This window comes from Bacillus sp. SORGH_AS_0510 (assembly GCF_030818775.1).
Classification (GTDB): Bacteria; Bacillota; Bacilli; order Bacillales; family Cytobacillaceae; genus Neobacillus.
This window is the reverse complement of sequence record NZ_JAUTAU010000001.1, coordinates 3,841,507-3,864,610: the sequence shown is the minus strand read 5'-3', so window position 1 is coordinate 3,864,610 and position 23,104 is coordinate 3,841,507. Positions and strand designations below refer to the sequence as shown.

Sequence of the window (23,104 nt, the reverse complement as noted above, 5' to 3'; positions counted from 1 at the left end):
GTGAATGGACAAGGCTATTATTTTTGGTGTATTTGATTTTGTAAACTTTCATATTTGCCAAACCCTCTTAAATCAAGGGATTGAGGTTATTGGTATTTCCTTCGAGGAAAAAGAAGAGATACCAAATTATGAAGAGAAAAGGCTAGAGGTAGGTAGGAATGCAAACTTTATTGAACAGTCCTTCTCTAATTGGCATACTGCTAGAGAAGAGGAACAATCCAAAACTGTACTTGTATTTTCCATTTATGACTGGTACATTCTTCAAAAAGAAACTCACATTTTGAAGAAGAGCGTTATGAAACCAATTCAGGACTATATTGAGAAAAATCCTGCCAATGTGGAAATTGTAATTCTCCTTCCGGTCCAAGAACTCGAAGCAAACACTGATAGACAGGTAGAAGGGTTTTTGGAACAGCTGAACCAAATTGTGCAGGGTATCCATGTTTTTTATTTACCTTCTATATACGGTCCTTGGCAGCCTGAATCTTTTTTGTTTCAACAAGCCATCCTTTCGACCATTCGAGAAGCCAATATCCAAAAAGGCGATAGAGAGTGGACAGTGGATACTCTATTTGTTAATGATGCGTTGGAAACTATGTTTGAGTTAATTAAATCAGAAAAATCTGGCCGATATATGCTTCAAAGTGGCAAACAAAACTATTGGTCAGAATGCGCTACTTATCTTCAATTAGATGACAGGATAACAAAAACTGCCATTAAAGGAACTGTAAAAATCAAAGAGCAAGTGGTGACAGTACCTGTACAAAAGATCACTTCAATCGCTGATTCTTTAGCTCAGCAAGTCGACCATGTACGCCGTTTATATCAGACTAGTTTGTAAAAAGGAAAAATGTGTCTTTTCATTTTTGTATTCAAAGAGTAGAATTAAGGGAAAAACGGTCCTTACACATAGCTGAATTTTTTGCTATTTGTAAATGAGAAAATCGTTGAAGAAATGACCGGTGTATTAAGGAGTTGCATGGAATGCTAAAGCGGTTCAAAACCATTCTTTTATGTCTACTCTTACTTGGACTTGGAGCTTGTACAGAACAAAAGTCCTCAGGAAAATTACAAAAAGTAGGCTTGCTAGTTCCTGAAACTGTAAATGATCAAGTATGGGGAACCAAGGGGTTCAAAGGGATGTTAAAGATCCAATCAAAATTTAACGTTGAAGTATTTTATAAAGAAGACATGAATTCAGAAGCTGTAGTCAGACGCGCGATTGAAGAATTTGACCAAAAAGGGGTAAACCTTATTTTTGGTCATGGAGCGGAATATGCAGAGTATTTTAATAAAATCTCTAAAGATTTCCCTAAAATACATTTTGTCAGCTTTAATGGAGATGCAAAGAATACAAATACAACAAGTCTTAATTTTAAAGCACATGCGATGGGGTTTTTTGGAGGGATGGTTGCTGCTCATATGTCAAATAATCATAAGGTTGGCGTATTAGCTGCTTATGAGTGGCAACCTGAAATTGAAGGGTTTTATCAAGGTGCACTAGCAGAAAATAAGGATACCAATGTTAGCATAGAATATGTCGGAAATTGGGATGACGAAACAAAGGCATTACAATTGGTAGATCATATGTTGCAAAATGGGGTTGATGTGGTGTATCCTGCTGGTGATGGCTACAATGTTCCTGTAATTGAAAGAGTGAAGGAAAAAGGCCTATTTGTTATCGGCTATGTCTCAGAACAGTCTGACTTAGGAGAATCAACAGTTTTAACCAGCACAATCCAACAGGTTGATAAATTGTATGAGAAAGTAGCTGACCAATATAACAAAGGGGAATTGAAATCCGGGAATTTGTCCTTTGATTTTAAAGATAACGTGATTTCACTTGGAAAGTACAGTCCATTAGTTAAGAAAGATTTCATTGAGAAAATGAACAAACACATTGAGGAATATAAGGAATCTGGCAAATTGCCTAAATAATATTGAAGGAGTACATAATGAATAATCAAGATCATACATTACAATTTATGCAAATCGCGATGAAGTATTTACCAGAGGCAAAAGAACAATTGGATCAGGCAGGTATTGAATTATCGATGGAGTTAATCCAGCCATTCATGAATTTATTTACAAAAGTTATGGAAGAAGCATATGAACTTGGCAGAGAAAGTGCTTTAAGTGAATTGAAACACTCATAAATAATAGTTGGAAAGGCTGACTTTTTAGTCAGCCTTTATTTTTTTCCATAATTGATCGATAAATGGAGATACTTTTTTAAATAGGGGTTTAAATCCCTTTACTGATTCCATTAATGTATCTATATTTTCCATAAGTTCTACATAATCAATAGTTGCTTGGTGTTGAGGAGGATTTTGCTGCTGATCATGGCCAGGATGTTGTCTATCATGACCGAGCATTAAGCTCGTAAAACGATCGGTTTTCCTTTCCTCAGTCTGCTTCCGTTCTTCCATAATTGGAACCTCCTTTCGATGTCCTCTTTATTTCATAATAAGAATGTATACAATTCGAATTCAGGAATTGTCCAGCTCCATCGCCTAGCCCCTCGGGTCAAATAACCTTCGGCAAGTAAAGTCAAAGAGCGACTTTTCTTGGCGAAGAACATTTGCCTGTCGGGGCTGACCAAGGCGCTTGCGCTTTTCTTATAGAATATGACTAAACGAATAAAAGGAATGTACTTTAGCGGAGAAGTTGAAGAAGAAACAGTTGCTAAAAATGGGGTCTTTTTGATAATATTAGTACCAAGTCATAATAATTGATATTAATCCTTGGATAAAGAGATCGTTAAATAAAAAGGAGATGGAATGTGTGAGAGCTGGTATTGTCGGAATTGGTAGGTATTTACCAGAGAAGATAGTCACTAATCAAGATTTAGAGAAAATGATGGATACCTCTGATGAGTGGATTCGTACCAGAACAGGAATTGAAGAGCGGAGAATTGCTACAGATGATATTGATACATCAGACATGGCGTTAGCGGCGGCGGAAGAGGCCATAAAGCATGCTGGTATTACTGCTGAGGAGATCGATTTAATCTTAGTAGCTACGGTTACACCGGATACACCATTCCCTTCTGTTGCTTGTAGGATTCAAGAGAAATTAGGTGCTACAAAGGCAGCGGCAATGGATATAAGTGCTGCTTGCGCAGGATTCATGTATGGAATGGTTACGGCCAAACAATTTATTGAAACCTCTGTTTATAAATACGTACTTGTAGTGGGGGTGGAAAAACTTTCTAAAATAACTGATTGGAATGATCGAAATACTGCTGTCCTCTTCGGGGACGGAGCAGGAGCTGCGATTATGGGTCCAGTGTCAGAAAATCGTGGAATCTTGTCTTTCGAGCTAGGTGCAGATGGTACAGGTGCCAAACATTTATATCAAGACGAATATATCATTATGAATGGTAGAGAAGTCTTTAAATTTGCTGTTAGACAGATGGGAGAGAGTAGTCTAAACGTACTTGAAAAGGCTGGTTTGACGAAGGAGGATGTCGATTTCCTAATTCCGCATCAAGCGAATATTCGAATCATGGAAGCTTCTCGTCAAAGATTGGAACTGCCTGTTGAAAAAATGTCTAAAACTGTTCATAAATATGGAAATACATCAGCTGCATCCATTCCTATCTCCATTGTTGAGGAGTTGGAAGCAGGAAAAATAAAAGATGATGACGTAATTGTAATGGTCGGTTTTGGCGGCGGCCTAACATGGGGAGCTATTGCGATCCGTTGGGGTAAATAATAATAGAGTTGAAATTGTCTGCCATCGTAAAAGTTGAATTAGTTTAAAATAACAATTACTATTACAAAAAATGGGATAAGTTAGTTGAAAAGGAGATGTACTAATGGAAAAACGCAGGGTTGTAGTAACAGGCGTTGGAGCGGTGACTCCGCTTGGTAACGATGTTGAAACAACATGGAAGGGGATTATTGAGGGGAAATCAGGTATTGGTCCATTGACAAGAGTCAATGCAGACGAATACCCAGCGAAGGTAGCTGCCGAGTTGAAAGACTTTAATCCAGAAGTATTTATGGATAAAAAAGATGCTCGTAAAATGGACCGATTTACGCAATATGCTGTTGCGAGTGCTCTTATGGCTGTAAAGGACGCCAACCTAACCATTAATGAAGAGAATTCAGAAAGAGTGGGAGTGTGGATTGGTTCCGGTATTGGTGGAATGGAGACGTTTGAACAACAGTATGAAACCTTTCAGAAAAGAGGGTACAAGCGCGTTAGTCCATTCTTTGTTCCAATGCTAATTCCTGATATGGCCACTGGCCAAGTATCCATTACCCTTGGAGCAAGAGGCTTTAACTCATGTACAGTAACAGCGTGTGCCACTGGAACAAATTCCATTGGTGATGCTTTTAAAGTCATTCAACGCGGAGACGCAGATGTAATGGTAACTGGTGGTGCAGAAGCGCCAATTACAAAAATGTCAGTGGCTGGTTTTTGTGCAAATACTGCACTATCTACAAATCCAGATCCAAATACAGCAAGCAGACCGTTTGATAAAAACCGTGATGGATTCGTCATTGGTGAAGGTGCGGGAATTATCATTCTTGAAGAGTTAGAACATGCTCTTGCACGTGGAGCTAACATTTATGCAGAAATCGTCGGATATGGAGCGACAGGTGATGCTTATCATATCACGGCACCAGCACCAGGCGGTGAGGGCGGTGCTCGTGCAATGAAGATGGCGATTAATGATGGCGGATTACAACCTCAGGATATTGATTATATCAATGCTCATGGTACAAGTACCGAATATAATGATAAATTTGAAACATTAGCAGTAAAGGAAGTATTCGGAGATTATGCCTATAAGCTCGCGATGAGTTCTACTAAATCAATGACAGGCCATCTACTAGGTGCCGCAGGTGGAGTAGAAGCAATTTTCACTTTGTTAGCTATGAGAGATAGTATCCTACCGCCAACTATTAATTATGAAACACCAGATCCGGAATGTGATTTGGATTATGTAGTAAATAAAGCACGACCAAAAGAAATTAAAGCAGCAATGAGTAATTCACTTGGTTTCGGTGGACATAACGCAACCATCGTATTTAAAAAATATGAGTAATAATTATAAAACCGACCAGACAAATGTCTGGTCGGTTTTTTTGTATTCATCCCTCTCTAAAGAGTAAGAACAACTAAAACCATTGCAACATAAAATGGATAATAGTGAAATCAGACCTTCGGAGGTGAGGGTATGGGAGTTATTCGAACAGATGAATGGTTAGTGGAAAATTTCGATAACCCATTAAAAATTTGTGAAAAACTACGACCACATTTTCATAAAAAAACATCAAGGCAAATTTATCATCAATTGTTGGAATTTGGGATGTATCAGCCATCTCGCTCTTCAAAGGATTCTTTTGACAAAATCACTCAACAAAAGGTTTGGGATCAGGTAGAGCGACTGCATAAACAGTATAAGAGTAAGTGGAACGGCCCGGATATCCCCATTTTTGTTTTTCCAATCGCTCAATCAAGAGGTATTTTTAATAGAAGTTCCAGGAGAAAGGGAGGAGTTTCTTTTCCTGATAAAATGTTTTTATTCCTTTCTTTCTACGAAGATCATAAAGAAATTGAAGCATTGTTTGTTCATGAGTATCATCATGTGTGCAGACTAAGTGCAATGGGGAAACAGATAGAAGATTATACACTATTAGATTCCTTAGTTATTGAAGGGTTGGCTGAATATGCAGTATTAAAACACTGTGGAAAGGAATATTTAGCAGAATGGTGTAGTATGTATACAGAAAAGGAGTTAATGTATTTTTGGAATAAATTTCTAAAAAAACAATTGGATGTAAAAAAGAATGAAAGAGTTCACGATGAACTATTATTTGGAGGGGGAAGAGCTCCGAAGTTATTAGGCTATGCCGTAGGATATAACATTATTGAGAAATATTACAAAAACCATAATTATTCTACAAAACTTTCTTTTGAAATACCAGCGGATCATTATGTAGAGTGAAAAATTTGTATAACTTGAAAAAGCCTGTGAAATCAGGTTTTTTTTGTTATTATTATTCTGAAAATTATTAATATGGTAAAAAAGTCTTGCAATTGTAACAATTCAGTAATAGAATTTTATTAGAATATATAGAATTAACAGAATAATTTTAAAAGTAAGAAGGTGTACTATGAGCATAAAAAAATCGTTACTCAAAGAGGCACCATTGCTCGAAGTAAAGAATTTAGAGACAGCCTTTGACATTGAAGGAACTGATTATAATGCGGTTGACAATGTTTCTTTCACTGTAAAGCCTCGACAAATTGTTGGAGTGGTTGGTGAATCCGGTTGTGGTAAATCTGTAATGAGTCTATCAATTATGCAGCTACTTCCAAAAGGGATTGGAAAAGTAAAATCAGGCGAAATCATTTTTGATGGTGTGAATCTAGAGAAAATGAATGAATCCCAAATAAATAAAATTCGTGGAAAAGATGTGTCAATGATTTTCCAAGAGCCAATGACATCATTAAATCCAGTGTTCACAATTGGGTATCAACTACAAGAAGTTCTATTCAATCATATGAAGATCTCAAAACAGGAGGCAAGGCAAAAGGCCATTGCGCTATTAAAAAGTGTTGGAATCTCAAGGCCGGAAAAAATTGTGGACGAATATCCCCATCAATTATCCGGTGGGATGAGACAAAGGGTTATGATTGCCATCGCCATCGCTTGTCAGCCTAAATTATTAATAGCTGATGAACCAACTACTGCACTTGACGTGACAGTACAGGCACAAATCTTGGAATTGTTAAAAGATATTCAATCTGTTAATGACATGTCGGTAATTTTAATTACACATGATTTAGGTGTAGTTGCAGAAATGTGTGATGAAGTTATTGTCATGTATGCAGGAAAAATTGTAGAGCGGACAGATGTCGATACTCTCTTTCATAATCCAAAACACCCGTACACAACTTTGCTGTTAGGGGCTATCCCAAAAATGGATGAAACGGAAGAAAGGCTAAGCTCAATTAAAGGGATTGTTCCTTCCCTTACCAATATGCCAAAAGAGGGATGCCGATTTGCCAATCGATGTCCAAAAGCAATGCCTGAATGTTTTACTTTAACCCCAGAGCTAGCTGAAGCAGATGATAATCATGAAGTCGCCTGTTTACTCTATGAAACAAGTAAACCAAGACAAGGGGTGAGTAAATGAGTACCGTTACTGTACATAAGAACAAGGAAGACTCTCAAACTGAGAATCTATTAGAGATTCTTAACCTAAAAACCTATTATCCTGTAAAAGGCGGTTTTTTCAAAAGAACTGTTGGAAATGTAAAAGCGGTTGATAATATCTCTTTTGAAATAAAAAGAGGAGAAACTCTTGGACTAGTTGGTGAATCCGGCTGTGGTAAGTCCACTGCGGGAAGAACCATTTTGCGATTATTAAAACCGACAGAAGGAAGAATTCTCTTTGACGGGAAGGATATTACGAACATATCAGGGAAGTCTCTTCGAGAAATTAGGAAAGATATGCAAATGGTGTTTCAGGATCCATATGCATCTCTAAATCCAATGCAAATGGTCGGTGATATTATTGCCGAGCCGATTTATAACTTTTCTAGAAAGAGTAAGAATGAATTAAAACAAGAAGTAATGGAGTTATTAACAAAAGTAGGATTGCCTCAGGATGCCTATTATAAATACGCTCATGAGTTTTCAGGTGGTCAGCGCCAAAGAATTGGAATAGCCCGTGCTCTTGCATTAAGGCCGAAACTAATTATTGCCGATGAACCGGTCTCTGCTCTTGATGTTTCGGTTCAATCCCAAGTATTAAATCTATTAAAAGATCTACAAAACGAATTTGAACTAACCTTTCTTTTTATTGCTCATGACCTAAGTGTTGTTAAGCATATGAGTGATAGGATCGGTGTCATGTATTTAGGAAATATGGTAGAGATTGCAGATAAGGACAGCCTTTACGCTGAACCTTTACATCCATATACACAGGCGTTAATATCGGCTATACCATCTCCTGACCCAAGGGTGAAGAAGGAAAGAATTATATTAAAAGGGGATGTACCTAGTCCAATCAATCCACCAACAGGATGTCCATTCCATCCGCGTTGCCCAATGGCTATGGAGGAATGTTCTAAGACAAAACCAGCATTAAAGGAGGTGAAGCCTTCTCATCGAGTAGCTTGCCACCTTTACTAGGAAAGCGGAAGCTAAACAGTAATTGATTATTTACTTAACAAATCTTTAGGGGGGAAAATTATGAAGAAGAAAAGTATGCTTATGCTTGCTGCACTAATGCTTGTCCTATCAGCTTTCTTGGCAGCATGTAGCAGTGACAAAGCAGGAACAAAGAAAAACGATAATGAAGGTAAGTCAGGTGAAACAGCAGAAAAACCACAGGATGGCGGTACGTTAGTATACGCACTTGATTCTGCGCCAGAAGGAAAGTTTAACTATTCATTCTACGGAACAGCAACAGACCAATATGTAATTGATTTCTTTGACGAAAACTTAATTGATTATGATGAGCATTTAAAGGCACAACCGCATATTGCTTCTTGGAAAACAGAAGACAATAAAGTATTTGATTTTGAAATTAAAAAAGGTGTTAAATGGCACAATGGTGACGAATTATCAGTAAAAGACTGGGAATTCGCATTATACACTGTTGCTGACAAAGACTATGAAGGTCCACGTTTTGATAACGTTCGAAATATTGTAGGTGCACAAGATTTCCATGATGGAAAAACAGATAAAATTGAAGGTATTAAAGTTATTGATGATTACCATATCCAAATCACTTTTGATAAAGCGCGTGTAAATAACTTGGATAACCTATGGACGTATCCAATGAACCGTACTGCATTTAAAGGTATTGCAGTAAAAGATATGATGAGCTCTGAGCAAGTACGTACAAAGCCAGTAGGCTTAGGACCTTTCAAGGTAACGAAGATTGTTCCTGGTGAATCAGTTGAAATGGAACGTTTTGATGACTACTTTGGTGGTAAACCACACATTGAAAAAGTTGTTGTAAAAGTAATTGATCCATCACTTTCTGTTGGTGAACTTAAGAACGGTACACTTGATATGACATCGTTCCACCCAAGCATCATTGATCAAGTAAAAGCGTTAGACAATGTAAATACAATCACATATCCAGGTGTGAGTTACTATTATGTTGGTTTCAGATTAGGTACTTGGGATGGCGAGAAAAATGTTATGAATGAGCCTAAATACCAAGAGAAGAAACTTCGTGAAGCAATGTACTATGCAATCAATCGTGAAGAATGGGTTAAAGCGTTCTTCTTCGGTGTTGGTAAACCGGTTAACCGTCCAATTCCAACAAATCACTGGATCGCTGCTGACAATAAAGACTTAGAGCAATACAAGTATGATCCTGAAAAAGCGAAAAAATTGTTAGACGAAGCTGGCTATAAAGATGTGGATGGCGACGGATTCCGTGAAGATCCTAACGGTAAGAAATTTGTTGTGAACTTCAGTCACTATCAAACATCAAATCCTACATTTGAATCTCGTGCAAAAGCATTGACTCAATATTGGGAAGAAGTTGGCTTAAAATCTAAGTTAACTATGACAGATGCAAACCTTTACTATGACATGCTTGAAAAAGCAGACAAATCAATGGAAGTATTCTTCGGTGGCTGGTCAACTGGTTCTGACCCAGATCCAACACCACTTTGGGGCTCTAAGTCACTTTGGAACTACGCTCGTTGGGTAAATGCTGATAGTGATAAGTTATTAGACCAGGCATTAGATATTAGTGTAGTTGGCACAGATAACGACAAGCGTAAAGATTTATATGTACAATGGCAAAAATTATTCATGAAAGAACTTCCAGTGTTACCGATTGCTGAGCTTGAAGAAACAATGGCAGTAAACAAGCGTGTGCAGGGTGTTAAATTCGACGTTTCTGGTAACAATCGTCCAAATGAATGGTGGATTAAACAATAATTACAGTTGATTAACATGCAATAAACTATGTTAATGGAATAATAGACTTAAAAAGTCTAAGGCGTTCAATGGGACGAGGAGGGAAGCAAATTGCTTCAAATTTTCCTCTCCCATTTGAACACTTTAGCTACAATTCAGACAACACGTATATAACATAGTTTAAAGACAAGGAGAATGCACATGTTAAAATATGCATTTCGTAGAATTCTAGGCATGATACCGATGTTATTCCTCATTTCAATCGTTGTTTTTTCATTGGCAAAATTGATGCCTGGGGATTCTTTAAGTGGGGAAATTGATCCTAGGAATACAAACCCACAGTATATTGCAGAAATGCGGGAAAAACTGGGTTATAATGACCCGTTACCACAGCAGTATGCACGTTGGATCGGTAACTTTGTTCAAGGGGACTTTGGAAAATCAACCCGTTTTAAAATAGAAGCAGCAGAAGTTATTGGAGAAAGGATTCCTAATACATTGCTTCTAGGTTTTACTTCAATATTAATTACTTACCTTCTTGCCTTTTTTATGGGCTCTTACGCGGGTAGAAAACCCTATACATTGGCAGATAATCTAATTGGTGGGTTAAATTATCTAGGTCTTTCCATACCATCTTTTATCGCAGGTGTATTTGCTATTTTTCTTTTTTCTTTTACGCTTGGATGGTTTCCATCAAACGGGTCAGTAGATATTGGAGTTACAGAGGGGACCTTGGAATTTTGGCTAAGTCGTCTCCACCACGTATTCCTTCCTGCAGTAGTTCTAGGATTATTAAGTACTGCGAGTTATACACAATTTTTACGTAACGACATTATCGAAAATAGTCGGAAAGACTTTGTTCGAACTGCACGTGCAAAGGGGACAAAGGAAAGAAAGATTTACAATGTTCATATCTTAAGAAACTCAATAATTCCACTTATTACATTTTTAGGTTTTGATTTAGTTGCCATTATCAGTGGAGCAATAATCACTGAAACGATTTTTACTTATCCAGGTCTAGGACAACTGTTTTTACAGTCGGTTGGGACTAGGGATTATCCGGTTTTAATGACATTGACAATGTTGTTCTCGTTCCTAACACTAGTTGGCAACCTTGTAGCTGACATATTATATGGTGTTGTAGATCCGAGAATTAGGTTAGATTAAGGGGGAGATAAGATGGAAATTGTTACGCAGAAAAATTCTAATTTAAATACAGCACCCCCGAAAAAGAGTTTATCACCATGGGCTATTGCTCGGAAAAAATTTGTTAAGAACAAATTGGCTATGGTTAGCTTTATTTTCCTTGTCATTGTGGCAATAATATCTTTCCTAGCCCCTTACATAACAACAGCTGATGTTGCTAGGATTAATATTGGACAGATGTCATTAGAACCATCTAGTAAGCATTGGCTGGGAACTGACAAGGCAGGACGGGATGTTTTCACTAGGTTGCTATATGGCGGACGTATCTCTTTACTTGTGGGACTTAGTTGTACACTTTTTGTTATTTTACTTGGGACTATTATTGGATCCATTTCAGGCTATTTTGGTGGGGCAGTAGATAGTATATTAATGAGATTTACAGACTTTATCTTAAACTTTCCATTCTTGGTATTTGTAATTGTGTTAAATGCTATTCTATTTGGAAAAGTAAGTGGTCTATGGGTATTAATAGGAACAATAAGTATTTTAAGCTGGGGAGGTATTGCGAGGATTGTTCGCAGTAAGATTCTCGCTGAAAAAGAGAATGAATATATTACAGCTGCCATTTCTATAGGCTGTTCGCCAGCAAAGGTTATTGTAAAACATCTATTACCTAACATTTTATCGACCATTATCGTCCAAGCAACCATTACATTTGCTACTATGATCGTTGCTGAGACAGGGTTAAGCTTCTTAGGTTTTGGGGTACCTCAGGAAATTCCAAGTTGGGGTAACATGTTGAACTCAGCAAATGAACCAGACGTTCTCCAATTTAAATTATGGATCTGGGTGCCACCTGCATTAATCATTACAGCAACAATTTTATCAATAAACTTTATAGGTGAAGGTCTAAAAGACGCCTTTAACCCTAAATCCAGAAGATAAAAATCTACCATTACCACATGGTAGATTTTTTTACGTTATTAAAGGATTTTTATCATAAATTTTGCATTTCTTTCATATAGATAAAATAAATTAATAGGACGAGCATAAGTGTTTCATCAATACAAGTTGGTGCAAAATATATATAAAGGAATAATTTAACTAAGGTCTGCCCATACTGATTGACAAACAGTTTTGAAGTGAGGGGTTGTACAATGTTGTATCTTCATGATGTTTGGGTAAATTGGTTTGAAGGGGAAGAAAACGGCTACAATGTATGCCACTTTCATGAATGGCGCAAGGATGATGGAGTGGAATTACTGGACCAAGTACCACTTTTAAAAATCGAGCCGATTCTATTTAACTATATTGAGAATGATCTTTCCGAATTACCACAACAGCTCCTAGATGATATTTTTCAAAAAGCGTATTTAAGGAAAAATCATGAGAGAGTTCAGCTGGATTATTGTTTCGTTGTAACAGACGGGACCGGGATTTTAGCCGTTGATACAATAGGGTATAACATCCCTATTCGTAAAAGCAGGTTAATCCCAAGACAAGAACAGCTTGTTTACGAGATGATCAGTCAGCATGAAGCTAAAAAATATCATTTTTATGGGCAATCCAAAGGGAAGGATTTTCATATTCTTTCACCAGAACCAGAATTAATGAGAGGTTTGACGAGAAAAGAAAGACAGTTAAAACAGTTATTGTTTATGGCTCTAGACCAATTGCTATCATCTAATAATGAAGCAGAGGTTCGGTATTGGTTCACTGAATGGTGTCCTGAAAAGTATGCTTCTATTCAAGAGTTAAATTTTGAAGATGCATGGGAGCAACTTTTTGAAGAAACAAAGTATGGCTGGTCAAAACAACATGAAAATTTTTGTGAGAATTTAATAAAAGGGCAGCCATTTTTTGAAAAGCTATGGGAAATGGAACATGGCCCTAAAGTAAACTAAAAGCCTGATCCAAAAGGTATATCCTTTATATCTTTTGGAATCAGGCTTTTCTCATTATCTTCTTTTTTTTCTACCAAGACCCATTGCATTTTCCATCTTTTTAAGGGTCCTGCTTGCTACCAAGTTTGCTTTTTCAGCACCGCGATCTAAAATATCATCAAGCTCGCTTGATTCCATTAAATTGTAGTATTTTTCTTGAATTGGTTTAAAGACATTAACAACCACTTCGGCTAAGTCGCCTTTAAAATCTCCATAACCTTTTCCTACATACATTTCTTCAATTTCAGAAATAGGCTTCTTAGTCAATATCGAGTAAATGGAAAGGAGATTGGAAATTCCTGGTTTGTTTTCTTTGTCGTATTTAACAATTCCTTCTGAATCAGTAACTGCACTTTTAATTTTTTTAATGATCTGATTCGGCTCATCCAAAGGTGTAATAAAGGACTTTGGATTTGGGTCTGATTTACTCATCTTTTTGGTTGGTTCTTGAAGTGACATGATTCTTGCACCAACCTTAGGTATACTAATCTCCGGCACAGTAAGGATGTTGTTATACTTCTTGTTAAACCTTTCTGCTAAGTCACGTGTTAATTCCATATGTTGTTTTTGGTCCTCACCAACAGGAACAAGGTCCGTGTTATACAATAAAATATCTGCAGCCATGAGTGGTGGGTAGGTCAATAAGCTTGCAGAAACAGCTTCTTTTCCTGTTGATTTGTCCTTAAATTGGGTCATTCTTTCTAGCTCTCCAATATATGAGACACATTGCATCATCCACCCGGCCTGAGCGTGTGCTGGAACCTCTGATTGAATAAATAACGATGCCTTGTTTGGGTCAATCCCTACAGCAATATAAAGTGCTGCTAAGCTTCTAATATTTTTGCGAAGAGCTAATGGATCTTGGGGAACAGTAATCGCATGCTGGTCAACGATGCAAAAATAGCAATTATATTCATGTTGCAATTCAACAAACTGCATCATTGCTCCTATATAGTTCCCTAGTGTAATCGTACCACTTGGTTGAATACCTGAAAAAATTGTTTTCATGAAAATTTCCTCCTAAAAATTATATAAAAAAAACCATTCATCCCTATTATTTATAGGGACGAATGGTTCGCGGTACCACCCTAAATTACTCATTTCGAGTCACTCAGTTCTAAACAGTTATAAGCCGTTTTAGAGTCCTAATAACGTAAGGAACACGTCTATTCCTACTACTCCTATTTTCTTAAATAAAAGGTTCAGATAGAAGCTCAAAAGTCCATTCAGTACTCCTTCGTGTTTGTTCTCACCAACCACAAACTCTCTACAATCGAATGAAAATACCTACTACTCTTTATCAACGCTCTAATTCATTTATTGGATTATGCTTTATTATAAATGAAGAACATAACTGGTTTCAAGTCTACAAATAATAAAGGCAAAGAGCACAAAGCATGAACAGTCCATTTATGATTCCGTAAAAAAGGAGGGGTTTCTGATCGAATGTAATCAATTCAGATAATGCTGGGATATCATCGAATCTCCTCTTATTTTCTCCTCTAGTAAAAGCAAGATTAAAGGACTTGCCGATGACATCGTAGAAACCAGAATGGATCGTATATAGCAGTAACGATGTTAAAAGGAGAATAGCGGAAATATAAAAAGATATATTGATATAGCTGAGTAAGGAGATTTCTTTATTGGAAATGAAGGAAATAATTACAATTAACAATTGTGTTAAGGCAAGTATTAGAAATTTCTTCTTTAAACTATGTTTCATAAGATAACCTCCAAATCATTGATTTAATAAGAGAAACTACCGTTTATTATACATAAAAATCAGTATAAGTTTAAATTATATCATAGCAATTTGTAATGCTTACGTAAAAATTGTTTCTAACTTGTAAATTAAATTATAAAAAATAATGTACAATTAATTCAAAATATGTATAATAGAGAATGTAGTAATTTTTCAGAATAATAGAAAAGGGAGGTCTACATAGTGAAGAAATCAAAACTTTCACTACTTCTAGTTTTATCACTAGTACTTAGCATGTTCCTAGCAGCTTGTTCAGGCGGCGGTAGTAAGGAAACAGGCAAAGGTAAAACTGAAGGCAATAAAAATGCTGGTAAAGAAGAGCAATTAGCGGATGAGCAAGTTCTTAACGTTTTAGAATCTGCTGAAATCCCAACAATGGACAGCGTAATGGCCGAAGACGTAATGGGCTTTACAATGTTAAACGCTACTAACGAAGGTTTATATCGTTTAGATGCAGACCAAAAGGTTATTCCTGGAGTAGCTGATGGTATGCCAACATACAACGACGATAAAACAGTTTTAACAATCAAATTAAGAAAAGATGCAAAATGGTCAAATGGTGACCCTGTAACTGCACATGACTTTGTATATTCATGGCAACGTGCAATCAATCCAGATACTGCTTCACCTTATGGTCCATACTTCATGATGGGCAAGATCAAAAACGCAACTGAAATTTCTGAAGGTAAAGCGAAGCTTGAAGACCTAGGTATTAAAGCTTTAGACGATTATACTTTAGAAATTACTCTAGTGAGAGCATTACCTTACATCGAGTCTTATATCACTTTCCAATTGTTCTATCCACAAAACCAAAAGTTTGTTGAAGCACAAGGCGCTGACTATGCAAAGGATGCTGCTCACCTACTTTATAACGGTCCTTTCAAAATGACTAAGTGGGATGGCCCAACTGCTACTGAGTGGGTATTAGAAAAGAACGAAACTTATACAAATGCTAAAGACGTTACTTTAACAAAAATTAACTTCAACGTGTCAAAAGATCCACAAGCATCTGCTAACGCATTTACTGCTGGTGAAACTGACATTACACCAAAGCTTGCACAAGCTGCAATCCTTTCACAATACGAAGGATCTGATGAATTATTACGTTACCAAGAGCCATCAATCTGGTGGTTAAAAATGAACGAAAAGAACCCTGCATTGAAAAATAAAAACATCCGTAAAGCTATTGCATTGTCTGTAGACAAAAAAGCATTAGTTGATGATGTTTTAGCAAACGGTTCAATCGAAGCTGATTTCTTAGTACCAAAAGGTTTTGCTTTCTTAGATGGAAAAGATTTCCGTGACACTGCTGGTCAATGGTCTAAGACAAACAAAGAAGAAGCTAAGAAATATTGGGATAAAGGTTTAGCTGAACTAGGTGTTAAAGAAGTGAAGTTTACTTATGTTGGTCAAGACACTGAAACAGCAAAAACTACTGATGCATTCATTAAAGACCAGTTAGAGAAAAATCTTCCTGGATTAAAGCTTACTATTGAAAGCGTACCGTTCAAAATCCGTATCGCTCGTGAAAATAAATTCGAATATGATATCTTAATGGGTGGTTGGGGACCAGACTATGCTGACCCAATGACTTATATGGATCTTTGGATCACTGGCGGAGAGCAACAACACATGGATTACTCAAATCCAGAATTTGATAAGTTAATCAAAGCTGCTAGTGAAGATTTAGTTGATAAGCCACAAGAGCGCTGGAAAGCATTACAAGATGCTGAAAAAATCTTATTAGAAGATGATGCAGCAATTGCACCTCTTTACCAACGTTCTGTAAACTTATTGATCAACCCTAAAGTTAAAGGCTTCGCTCACCATGCATTTGGTGCTGACTATAGTTACCAGTGGATTAAAATCACAAAATAGTAACTATACTAATCAAATAGGAAGAGAGTATATTTCATCAATATACTCTCTTTTTACCTGTATGAGAATTGTCGAAAAATGTTGAAGATTTCATCAATTAGGAGGTGTAGGCATGGCAAAATATCTCTTGCAACGTGTGATTTATATGTTAATTACACTTTTCATTGTAGTATCAGTTACTTTTTTCCTCATGAAACTTATTCCAGGAAGCCCATTTAATAACTTTGAAAAACTCTCACAATTCCAGCAAGCCCTTTTGCTAGAAAAATATGGGTTAAATGACCCCGTGCCTGTTCAGTATTTAAGTTATTTAGGTGCTATGGTAAAAGGTGATCTGGGAATTTCCTTTCAATTCGATAATACCCCTGTAACAGAACTTCTCGCTAATCGTATTGGACCATCAGCCACATTGGGCTTAGAAGCTATGCTATTTGGTGCATTCTTTGGAATTCTGCTAGGTGTTCTTTCTGCACTGAAGCAAAATACCTGGGTAGATTACGGTTCAACTTTTATTGCAGTAGTAGGTAAGTCGGTTCCATCATTTATTTTTGCTGGTTTACTTCAGTATTACATTGCAGTTAAACTAGGGTGGCTTCCAGTAATGTTTTGGAGAGGGCCGGAATATACCATCCTGCCAACCATTGCATTAGCCATGTTCCCTATTTCAATTGCTGCGCGTTTTATGCGTACAGAAATGATTGAAGTACTGGGATCGGATTATATTACACTTGCTAAGGCAAAAGGTGCGAGCTACTGGCAAATTAGTGTCAAGCATGCTCTTAGAAATGCCTTAATCCCGGTTGTTACTGTGTTAGGACCATTGGCTGTTGGATTAATGACTGGATCACTTGTTATTGAGAGAATATTTGGTATTCCTGGCTTAGGTGAACAGTTTGTAAAATCTATCAGCGTAAACGATTATCCGGTAATTATGGGTACAAATATTTTATTTGCAGTACTATTCGTAGTAATTATTCTAGTTGTTGATATTCTTTACGGAATTATCGACCCACGTATTCGTATTTCGGGGGGGAAAACTAAATGAGCAATAAAGAAGTGATTATCTCGAAAGATCTGTTTACACCTGCTCATGTAGACCCATCAAAAAGTGAAAAAATTGCCAAGCCAAGTTTGAGTTTCTGGCAGGATGCTTGGTTGCGTGTTCGTAAAAATAAAGGTGCAGTTGTAAGTTTAGTTGTTCTGGTTATTTTACTTTTACTGGCTTTTGTTGGCCCTCTTATTACACCTTATTCTTTTGACACACAAACAACTAAACATAATAACCTACCACCAAGGATTCAAGGTTTAGAAAATGTTCACTGGCTTCCTTTTGATGGAACTTTAACACGAAGAGACGGTACAGAATATAACGCATATGAAGTCCGTAAAGTTGATGCTTACTATTGGTTTGGTACAGACAATTTAGGCCGTGACCTATTTGCACGTGTATGGAAAGGTACACAAGTTTCCCTTTTCATTGCTTTTATGGCTGCCTTAATTGATATGTTGATTGGTGTTACGTATGGGGCGGTTTCAGGATACTTAGGTGGAAAAATAGATGGATTCATGCAACGGGTTATTGAGGTTATCGTTGGTATCCCTAACTTGATTGTCGTTGTATTAATGATTCTTGTTCTTAAGCCTGGTATTATTCCAATTATCATTGCCTTAACAATTACTGGCTGGACTAGTATGGCCCGTGTAGTTCGTGCACAGGTATTAAAGTTTAAGGGTCAGGAATTTGTTTTGGCTGCAAAAACACTAGGAGCTACTGATAGCTCAATTATTTTCAAACACATGATTCCAAATATGTTTGGTGTCATTATCATTAACACCATGTTCTCTATTCCAAATGCAATATTCTTTGAAGCGTTCTTAAGCTTCATTGGATTAGGTCTTCAAGAACCAAATGCATCTTTAGGAACCTTGGTAAACGAAGGATATAAATCAATGATTGCATTCCCATATCAAATGATTATACCTTCCATTATGATTGCATTAATTATGGTATGTTTTAACTTAGTAGCTGATGGATTACGTGATGCTCTTGATCCAAAAATGCGTGATTAAAAGGCGGGTGAACTGAATGGAGAAAATTTTACAAGTTAAAGATTTAAATATCTCATTCCATACTTTTTCTGGTGAAGTTCAAGCGATTCGTGGAGTTAGCTTTGATTTATTAAAAGGTGAAACACTTGCAATCGTTGGTGAATCAGGTTCTGGAAAATCAGTAACAACTAAGTCAATTATGCGTCTACTTCCTGAACACAACTCAGAGATAAAAAATGGTGAAATTCTTTTTGACGGAAAAGATTTAACAAAGTTAAAAGATAAAGACATGCAAAAAATCCGTGGGAAAGATATTTCAATGATTTTCCAGGATCCAATGACTTCTTTAAATCCAACTATGAAGATTGGCAACCAAATAATGGAGCCGCTTATTAAGCATCAAAACATGAGCAAGCATGCTGCAAAAGAAAGAGCGATTGACCTATTAAAACTAGTGGGTATTCCAAAACCTGAAATTCGGGTGAATCAATATCCACACCAATTCTCAGGTGGTATGAGACAGAGGGTAGTTATTGCAATTGCCTTAGCGTGTAACCCTAAGGTTCTAATTGCAGACGAACCAACAACTGCATTGGATGTTACCATCCAAGCACAAATCTTAGAATTAATGAAAGATCTACAAAAGAAGATTGATACATCAATCATTTTCATTACACATGATCTTGGTGTTGTTGCAAACGTAGCAGACCGAGTAGCAGTTATGTACGGTGGGAAAATCGTAGAAATTGGTACAGCTGATGAAATTTTCTACAATCCACAGCATCCATACACGTGGGGATTAATTAGTTCTATGCCGGACATGGATACACATGATGAGGAGTTATTCTCTATTCCGGGAACACCTCCTGATTTATTGGATCCACCAAAGGGAGATGCCTTTGCACCTCGTAACCCTTATGTAATGAAAATTGATTTAGAGCAAGAACCGCCATTCTTTAAAGTTTCAGATACACACTATGCTGCTACGTGGTTGTTACACCCGGATGCACCAAAGGTTGAACCACCTGAGGCTGTTAAGAGGCGGCAGAACCAATATGTAGGTAACGCAGGTGTTGCTACATTAGAAAAAGTAACCACTGGGCAATTCCCTGGAAAAAAGGAGGGAAAGTAAATGGCTCAAGAAAAATTACTTGAAATTAAAAATTTAAAACAATATTTTAATGAAGGTAAAGCGAACGAAGTAAAGGCCGTTGATAATGTTTCTTTTGATATATATAAAGGTGAAGTTATGGGACTAGTAGGTGAGTCTGGTTGTGGTAAGTCTACAACTGGACGCACCATTATCCGCCTGTACGATGCAACTGGTGGAGAAGTTTTATATGACGGTGTGAACGTTCATGGGAAAAAGTCTAGAAAGCAACTAAAAGATTTTAACCGAAAAATGCAAATGATCTTCCAAGATCCTTATGCCTCTTTAAATCCTAGATTAAAAATCGTAGATGTTATTGCCGAGGGAATTGATATTCATGGGTTGGCAAAGTCAAGGGAAGATCGTTTGGAACAGGTTTATAAGCTGTTAGAAACAGTTGGTTTGAATAGAGAGCACGCTAACCGCTATCCGCATGAATTTAGTGTGTGGACAACGACAAAGAATTGGTATTGCTCGTGCATTAGCAGTTCAACCAGAATTCATCATTGCCGATGAGCCTATTTCAGCATTGGATGTATCCATCCAAGCACAGGTCGTAAACCTTATGAAAAAATTGCAAAAAGAAAAAGGGTTAACTTATCTCTTTATTGCACACGACCTTTCAATGGTTAAATACATTAGTGATCGTATTGGTGTTATGTACTTTGGTAAAATGGTTGAGCTAGCACCGGCAGAAGAGTTGTACAAAAATCCTCTTCATCCGTATACTCAGTCATTATTATCTGCTATTCCAGTTCCAGATCCGATTAGTGAGAGAACGAGAAAACGTAAGTCATATGATCCTGCTTCTCACAATTATGACGATAATGAGCCAGTTGAGTTCAGAGAAGTTACACCAGGTCATTTTGTTCTTTGCTCAGAAAAAGAATTTAAACAATATCAAGCACAATCAAAACATTAAGAGAAAAAAAGAACGATCTCACAAGTTGAGATCGTTTTTCTTTTCTAATCTTATAGGAAAGTATAAACTTGGACTTCGCGAATTGTCCAGCTCCAACGCCTAGCCCCTCGGGTCAAATAACCTTCTGCAAGTAAAGTCAAAGAGCGACTTTTCTTGCAGAAGAACATTTGCCTGTCGGGGCTGAACAAGGCGCTTCCGCTTTTCTTCATTATTTTTTCTTCCCACCAACAGCTTTCCAGCCTGTCTGGTATTTCGCACTTTCGTCAACATATTCACTACGGCGTTTTCCACCGAAAACCTTTTCACCAAAACTGTTTGTAATAACCCCCATCAGGGCAGTGATCCCAACAATTAATAAAGCAACAATGGTTAAATCTGTTATGTAAGCTCCCATGAATTAAATCCCTCCATTTTGCACAATTCTTATTATCGTAAATTCTTGAAAATATCCCCTATAATTTATTTTAAAAGAACTTAAGCTTTATTGAAAGAGTAAAATGGTTAAATCAACTCAAACTTTTTTTAAAAAATGTATGCGTTTTCATTTCTAATTTGTAATTGAGAATATAAATTTAAAAAAATGTATTTTAACCTTAAAAAAATGTTTAGAAGAAAGTAAATTGCGGTATTAATTTATTATACCCACAAAGTTCTTAAACGAAGAAACGAACAATATAACAAAGACGGATTTTATTTGTAGAAGATTTTTATTAAAATCGTAAATTTTTTGAAACTTTTCTTCTTATCATTCGTCTAATATAGTATGACTGATAGTTTTTATGGCTATCTGTAATTTTCGGAAAAAGGGATACCTTTTTTAGTTTTAGTGGTGTATAATAAATGATATAAATTCCTTATTTATAATAATTTTAATTACAAATGTATTACAATAATAAAAATCTTGTTAAAAATAGTTTTTATATACAGTAGTAGCTTTAGATCTGTAAATAATAGAGGAGTGTGAAGATAGAATGGTTACGCTATACACTTCACCAAGTTGTACATCATGTCGGAAAGCAAAATCATGGTTAGAAGAGCATGAGATTCCATACACTGAAAGAAATATTTTCTCTGAGCCATTATCCATGGAAGAAATTAAAGAAATTCTTCGAATGACAGAAGATGGAACAGACGAAATTATTTCGACGAGATCAAAGACATTCCAGAAATTAAATGTGAATTTAGATTCAATGCCCCTTCAAGATTTATTTGGATTAATTAAAGAAAATCCTGGTCTGTTACGACGTCCCATTATCATTGATGAAAAGCGTCTTCAGGTGGGCTATAACGAAGATGAAATTAGACGTTTTTTACCAAGAAAAGTGCGTACCTTCCAACTTAGGGAAGCACAAAGGATGGTAAACTAATTCAAAGGACCTTCATATTTGAGGGTCTTTTTTGTATTTAAATCAAAAAATTTGTGGTTTTAGAGGCATTTTGCTACAATAAATAAACTATCATAAAAATAACCGATAGGCATTATAATGGTTTTTTAGTTTTTCACCTTTTTTATTTCCCATATTAGTGCTTTTGTCATAAAATGAAAGTACAAGAATATTTTCCTTTTTTAAGGTAAATATGATGGATTATCTGCTTGGGGGTATTATGTCCCTTCAATATGGTAAACGGAAGGGAGAGGTTATGGTGGAGATTGAACGTATTAATGAGAATACAGTCAAATTTTACATTTCCTACGGAGATATTGAGGAAAGAGGTTTTGATCGCGAAGAAATTTGGTACAATCGTGAACGAAGCGAAGAACTCTTTTGGGAAATGATGGATGAAGTGCATGGTGAAGAGGAGTTTGTCGTAGAAGGTCCGCTTTGGATACAAGTTCAGGCTCTTGAAAAGGGGTTAGAAGTTCTTGTGACAAAAGCACAGCTTTCAAAGGATGGTCAAAAGTTCGAGCTCCCGCTTCCTAGTGATAAAATTAAGGATATTCCAGTTGATGAAAAAATTGAAGAGCTGTTAGACCAGCATTTCAATCCAACTCATCTTGAGGAAGAAGAAATCCTCATAGAGGAAGATGTCTTGGAATTTCTTATTGTATTTAAAGATTTTGAAGATATTATCATGCTATCAGGTCGTCCTGGATTAGATGACTTATTAACAAAGCTTTATCATTTTGAAGGAAAGTATTATCTGTATACGGAATTTCCTGAGGATGTATTTGAAGAGGATGAAATTGATGATATCCTAAGTATTCTACTTGAGTATGGCTATGAAACACAGATTACGATTCATCGTGTTCAAGAATATGGGAATGAAATAATATCCCAAAATGTTTTTTCAGAGTTAAGAAAACATTTTGGCTAATGTGGATACCGATTTCAAAACTGAAATC

The 23,104-nt window shown here is 36.6% G+C and carries 22 protein-coding genes, 1 pseudogene and 1 other annotated feature; of the genes and pseudogenes, 19 read left to right on the top strand and 4 right to left on the bottom strand.

The annotated features are described in order from the left end of the window. The first annotated feature begins 4 nt into the window (after window positions 1-4). The 3 genes from QE429_RS19750 to QE429_RS19740 all read left to right on the top strand — a co-directional run bounded on the left by QE429_RS19750 (window position 5) and on the right by QE429_RS19740 (window position 2,156). Entirely contained in the window at window positions 5-841 is an 837-nt protein-coding gene (locus QE429_RS19750) for a Rossmann-fold NAD(P)-binding domain-containing protein (protein WP_307289474.1), read from the top strand. Between the two features lie 143 nt (window positions 842-984). After that, window positions 985-1,938: a BMP family ABC transporter substrate-binding protein gene (locus QE429_RS19745; RefSeq protein WP_307289472.1), complete on the top strand. Its 954-nt coding sequence runs from the start codon at window positions 985-987 to the stop codon at window positions 1,936-1,938. A 17-nt stretch (window positions 1,939-1,955) separates the two neighbouring features. Beyond that, on the top strand, window positions 1,956-2,156 hold the full coding sequence (locus QE429_RS19740; protein ID WP_307289471.1) for a ComZ family protein: 201 nt from the start codon (window positions 1,956-1,958) through the stop codon (window positions 2,154-2,156). 24 nt (window positions 2,157-2,180) lie between these two features. Here the strand turns inward: QE429_RS19740 and QE429_RS19735 are convergent, their stop codons facing one another. After that, on the bottom strand, window positions 2,181-2,429 hold the full coding sequence (locus tag QE429_RS19735) for a hypothetical protein (RefSeq protein ID WP_307289469.1): 249 nt from the start codon (window positions 2,427-2,429) through the stop codon (window positions 2,181-2,183). A 355-nt stretch (window positions 2,430-2,784) separates the two neighbouring features. Here QE429_RS19735 and QE429_RS19730 point away from each other — a divergent pair, with 355 nt between their 5' ends. The 9 genes from QE429_RS19730 to QE429_RS19690 all read left to right on the top strand — a co-directional run bounded on the left by QE429_RS19730 (window position 2,785) and on the right by QE429_RS19690 (window position 12,960). Continuing rightward, complete coding sequence (locus tag QE429_RS19730; RefSeq protein ID WP_307289467.1) at window positions 2,785-3,717, top strand: beta-ketoacyl-ACP synthase III; 933 nt, start codon at window positions 2,785-2,787, stop codon at window positions 3,715-3,717. A gap of 103 nt (window positions 3,718-3,820) precedes the next feature. Continuing rightward, window positions 3,821-5,059 carry a beta-ketoacyl-ACP synthase II gene (gene fabF, locus QE429_RS19725; RefSeq protein WP_307289466.1) on the top strand — a complete coding sequence of 413 codons (1,239 nt, stop codon included), beginning with the start codon at window positions 3,821-3,823 and terminating at the stop codon, window positions 5,057-5,059. Window positions 5,060-5,191: 132 nt separating this feature from the next. Continuing rightward, window positions 5,192-5,962, top strand: coding sequence for a DUF2268 domain-containing putative Zn-dependent protease (locus tag QE429_RS19720; protein WP_307289465.1), 771 nt, complete (start codon window positions 5,192-5,194; stop codon window positions 5,960-5,962). Between the two features lie 169 nt (window positions 5,963-6,131). Continuing rightward, window positions 6,132-7,157 (top strand): ABC transporter ATP-binding protein, encoded by a 1,026-nt coding sequence (locus QE429_RS19715; RefSeq protein ID WP_307289464.1) that lies wholly within the window; start codon window positions 6,132-6,134, stop codon window positions 7,155-7,157. Further along, complete coding sequence (locus QE429_RS19710; protein ID WP_307289463.1) at window positions 7,154-8,158, top strand: ABC transporter ATP-binding protein; 1,005 nt, start codon at window positions 7,154-7,156, stop codon at window positions 8,156-8,158. The genes QE429_RS19715 and QE429_RS19710 overlap by 4 nt, the downstream gene beginning before the upstream one ends. A gap of 60 nt (window positions 8,159-8,218) precedes the next feature. Further along, on the top strand, window positions 8,219-9,931 hold the full coding sequence (gene opp4A / locus QE429_RS19705; RefSeq protein WP_307289462.1) for an oligopeptide ABC transporter substrate-binding protein: 1,713 nt from the start codon (window positions 8,219-8,221) through the stop codon (window positions 9,929-9,931). A gap of 180 nt (window positions 9,932-10,111) precedes the next feature. After that, complete coding sequence (gene opp4B, locus QE429_RS19700; protein ID WP_307289460.1) at window positions 10,112-11,077, top strand: oligopeptide ABC transporter permease; 966 nt, start codon at window positions 10,112-10,114, stop codon at window positions 11,075-11,077. 12 nt (window positions 11,078-11,089) lie between these two features. Beyond that, window positions 11,090-12,001, top strand: a complete 912-nt coding sequence (gene opp4C / locus QE429_RS19695) for an oligopeptide ABC transporter permease (protein ID WP_307289458.1) — start codon at window positions 11,090-11,092, stop codon at window positions 11,999-12,001. A 212-nt stretch (window positions 12,002-12,213) separates the two neighbouring features. Continuing rightward, complete coding sequence (locus QE429_RS19690) at window positions 12,214-12,960, top strand: YjbA family protein (RefSeq protein ID WP_307289456.1); 747 nt, start codon at window positions 12,214-12,216, stop codon at window positions 12,958-12,960. 54 nt (window positions 12,961-13,014) lie between these two features. Here QE429_RS19690 and trpS read toward each other — a convergent pair whose 3' ends face one another. Both trpS and QE429_RS19680 read right to left on the bottom strand, forming a co-directional pair. Further along, a complete protein-coding gene (gene trpS / locus QE429_RS19685; RefSeq protein ID WP_307289454.1) occupies window positions 13,015-14,007 on the bottom strand; it encodes a tryptophan--tRNA ligase in 993 nt (330 codons plus the stop codon). A gap of 51 nt (window positions 14,008-14,058) precedes the next feature. Continuing rightward, window positions 14,059-14,312: a binding site (T-box leader), on the bottom strand. Between the two features lie 53 nt (window positions 14,313-14,365). Then, window positions 14,366-14,722, bottom strand: a complete 357-nt coding sequence (locus QE429_RS19680; protein WP_307289451.1) for a DUF3899 domain-containing protein — start codon at window positions 14,720-14,722, stop codon at window positions 14,366-14,368. Window positions 14,723-14,944: 222 nt separating this feature from the next. On the opposite strand from QE429_RS19680, the gene QE429_RS19675 reads away from it, so the two are divergent. From QE429_RS19675 to QE429_RS19655, 5 genes and pseudogenes are all read left to right on the top strand, one after another. After that, window positions 14,945-16,639, top strand: a complete 1,695-nt coding sequence (locus tag QE429_RS19675; RefSeq protein ID WP_307289450.1) for a peptide ABC transporter substrate-binding protein — start codon at window positions 14,945-14,947, stop codon at window positions 16,637-16,639. 112 nt (window positions 16,640-16,751) lie between these two features. Next, a complete protein-coding gene (opp3b, locus tag QE429_RS19670; RefSeq protein WP_307289448.1) occupies window positions 16,752-17,684 on the top strand; it encodes an oligopeptide ABC transporter permease in 933 nt (310 codons plus the stop codon). Further along, on the top strand, window positions 17,681-18,709 hold the full coding sequence (opp3C, locus tag QE429_RS19665) for an oligopeptide ABC transporter permease (RefSeq protein WP_307289446.1): 1,029 nt from the start codon (window positions 17,681-17,683) through the stop codon (window positions 18,707-18,709). Before opp3b ends, opp3C begins: the two co-directional genes overlap by 4 nt. A gap of 16 nt (window positions 18,710-18,725) precedes the next feature. Beyond that, a complete protein-coding gene (locus QE429_RS19660) occupies window positions 18,726-19,820 on the top strand; it encodes an ABC transporter ATP-binding protein (RefSeq protein WP_307289444.1) in 1,095 nt (364 codons plus the stop codon). Continuing rightward, window positions 19,821-20,760, top strand: a pseudogene (locus QE429_RS19655) (ABC transporter ATP-binding protein). It abuts the gene before it with no gap. A gap of 208 nt (window positions 20,761-20,968) precedes the next feature. On the opposite strand, the gene QE429_RS19650 reads toward QE429_RS19655, so the two are convergent. Then, window positions 20,969-21,154 carry a hypothetical protein gene (locus tag QE429_RS19650; protein ID WP_307289442.1) on the bottom strand — a complete coding sequence of 62 codons (186 nt, stop codon included), beginning with the start codon at window positions 21,152-21,154 and terminating at the stop codon, window positions 20,969-20,971. 577 nt (window positions 21,155-21,731) lie between these two features. On the opposite strand from QE429_RS19650, the gene spxA reads away from it, so the two are divergent. Both spxA and mecA read left to right on the top strand, forming a co-directional pair. Beyond that, window positions 21,732-22,127, top strand: coding sequence for a transcriptional regulator SpxA (spxA, locus tag QE429_RS19645; RefSeq protein WP_307289440.1), 396 nt, complete (start codon window positions 21,732-21,734; stop codon window positions 22,125-22,127). 277 nt (window positions 22,128-22,404) lie between these two features. Further along, window positions 22,405-23,076: an adaptor protein MecA gene (gene mecA, locus QE429_RS19640; protein ID WP_307290892.1), complete on the top strand. Its 672-nt coding sequence runs from the start codon at window positions 22,405-22,407 to the stop codon at window positions 23,074-23,076. The last annotated feature ends 28 nt before the right edge of the window (window positions 23,077-23,104 follow it).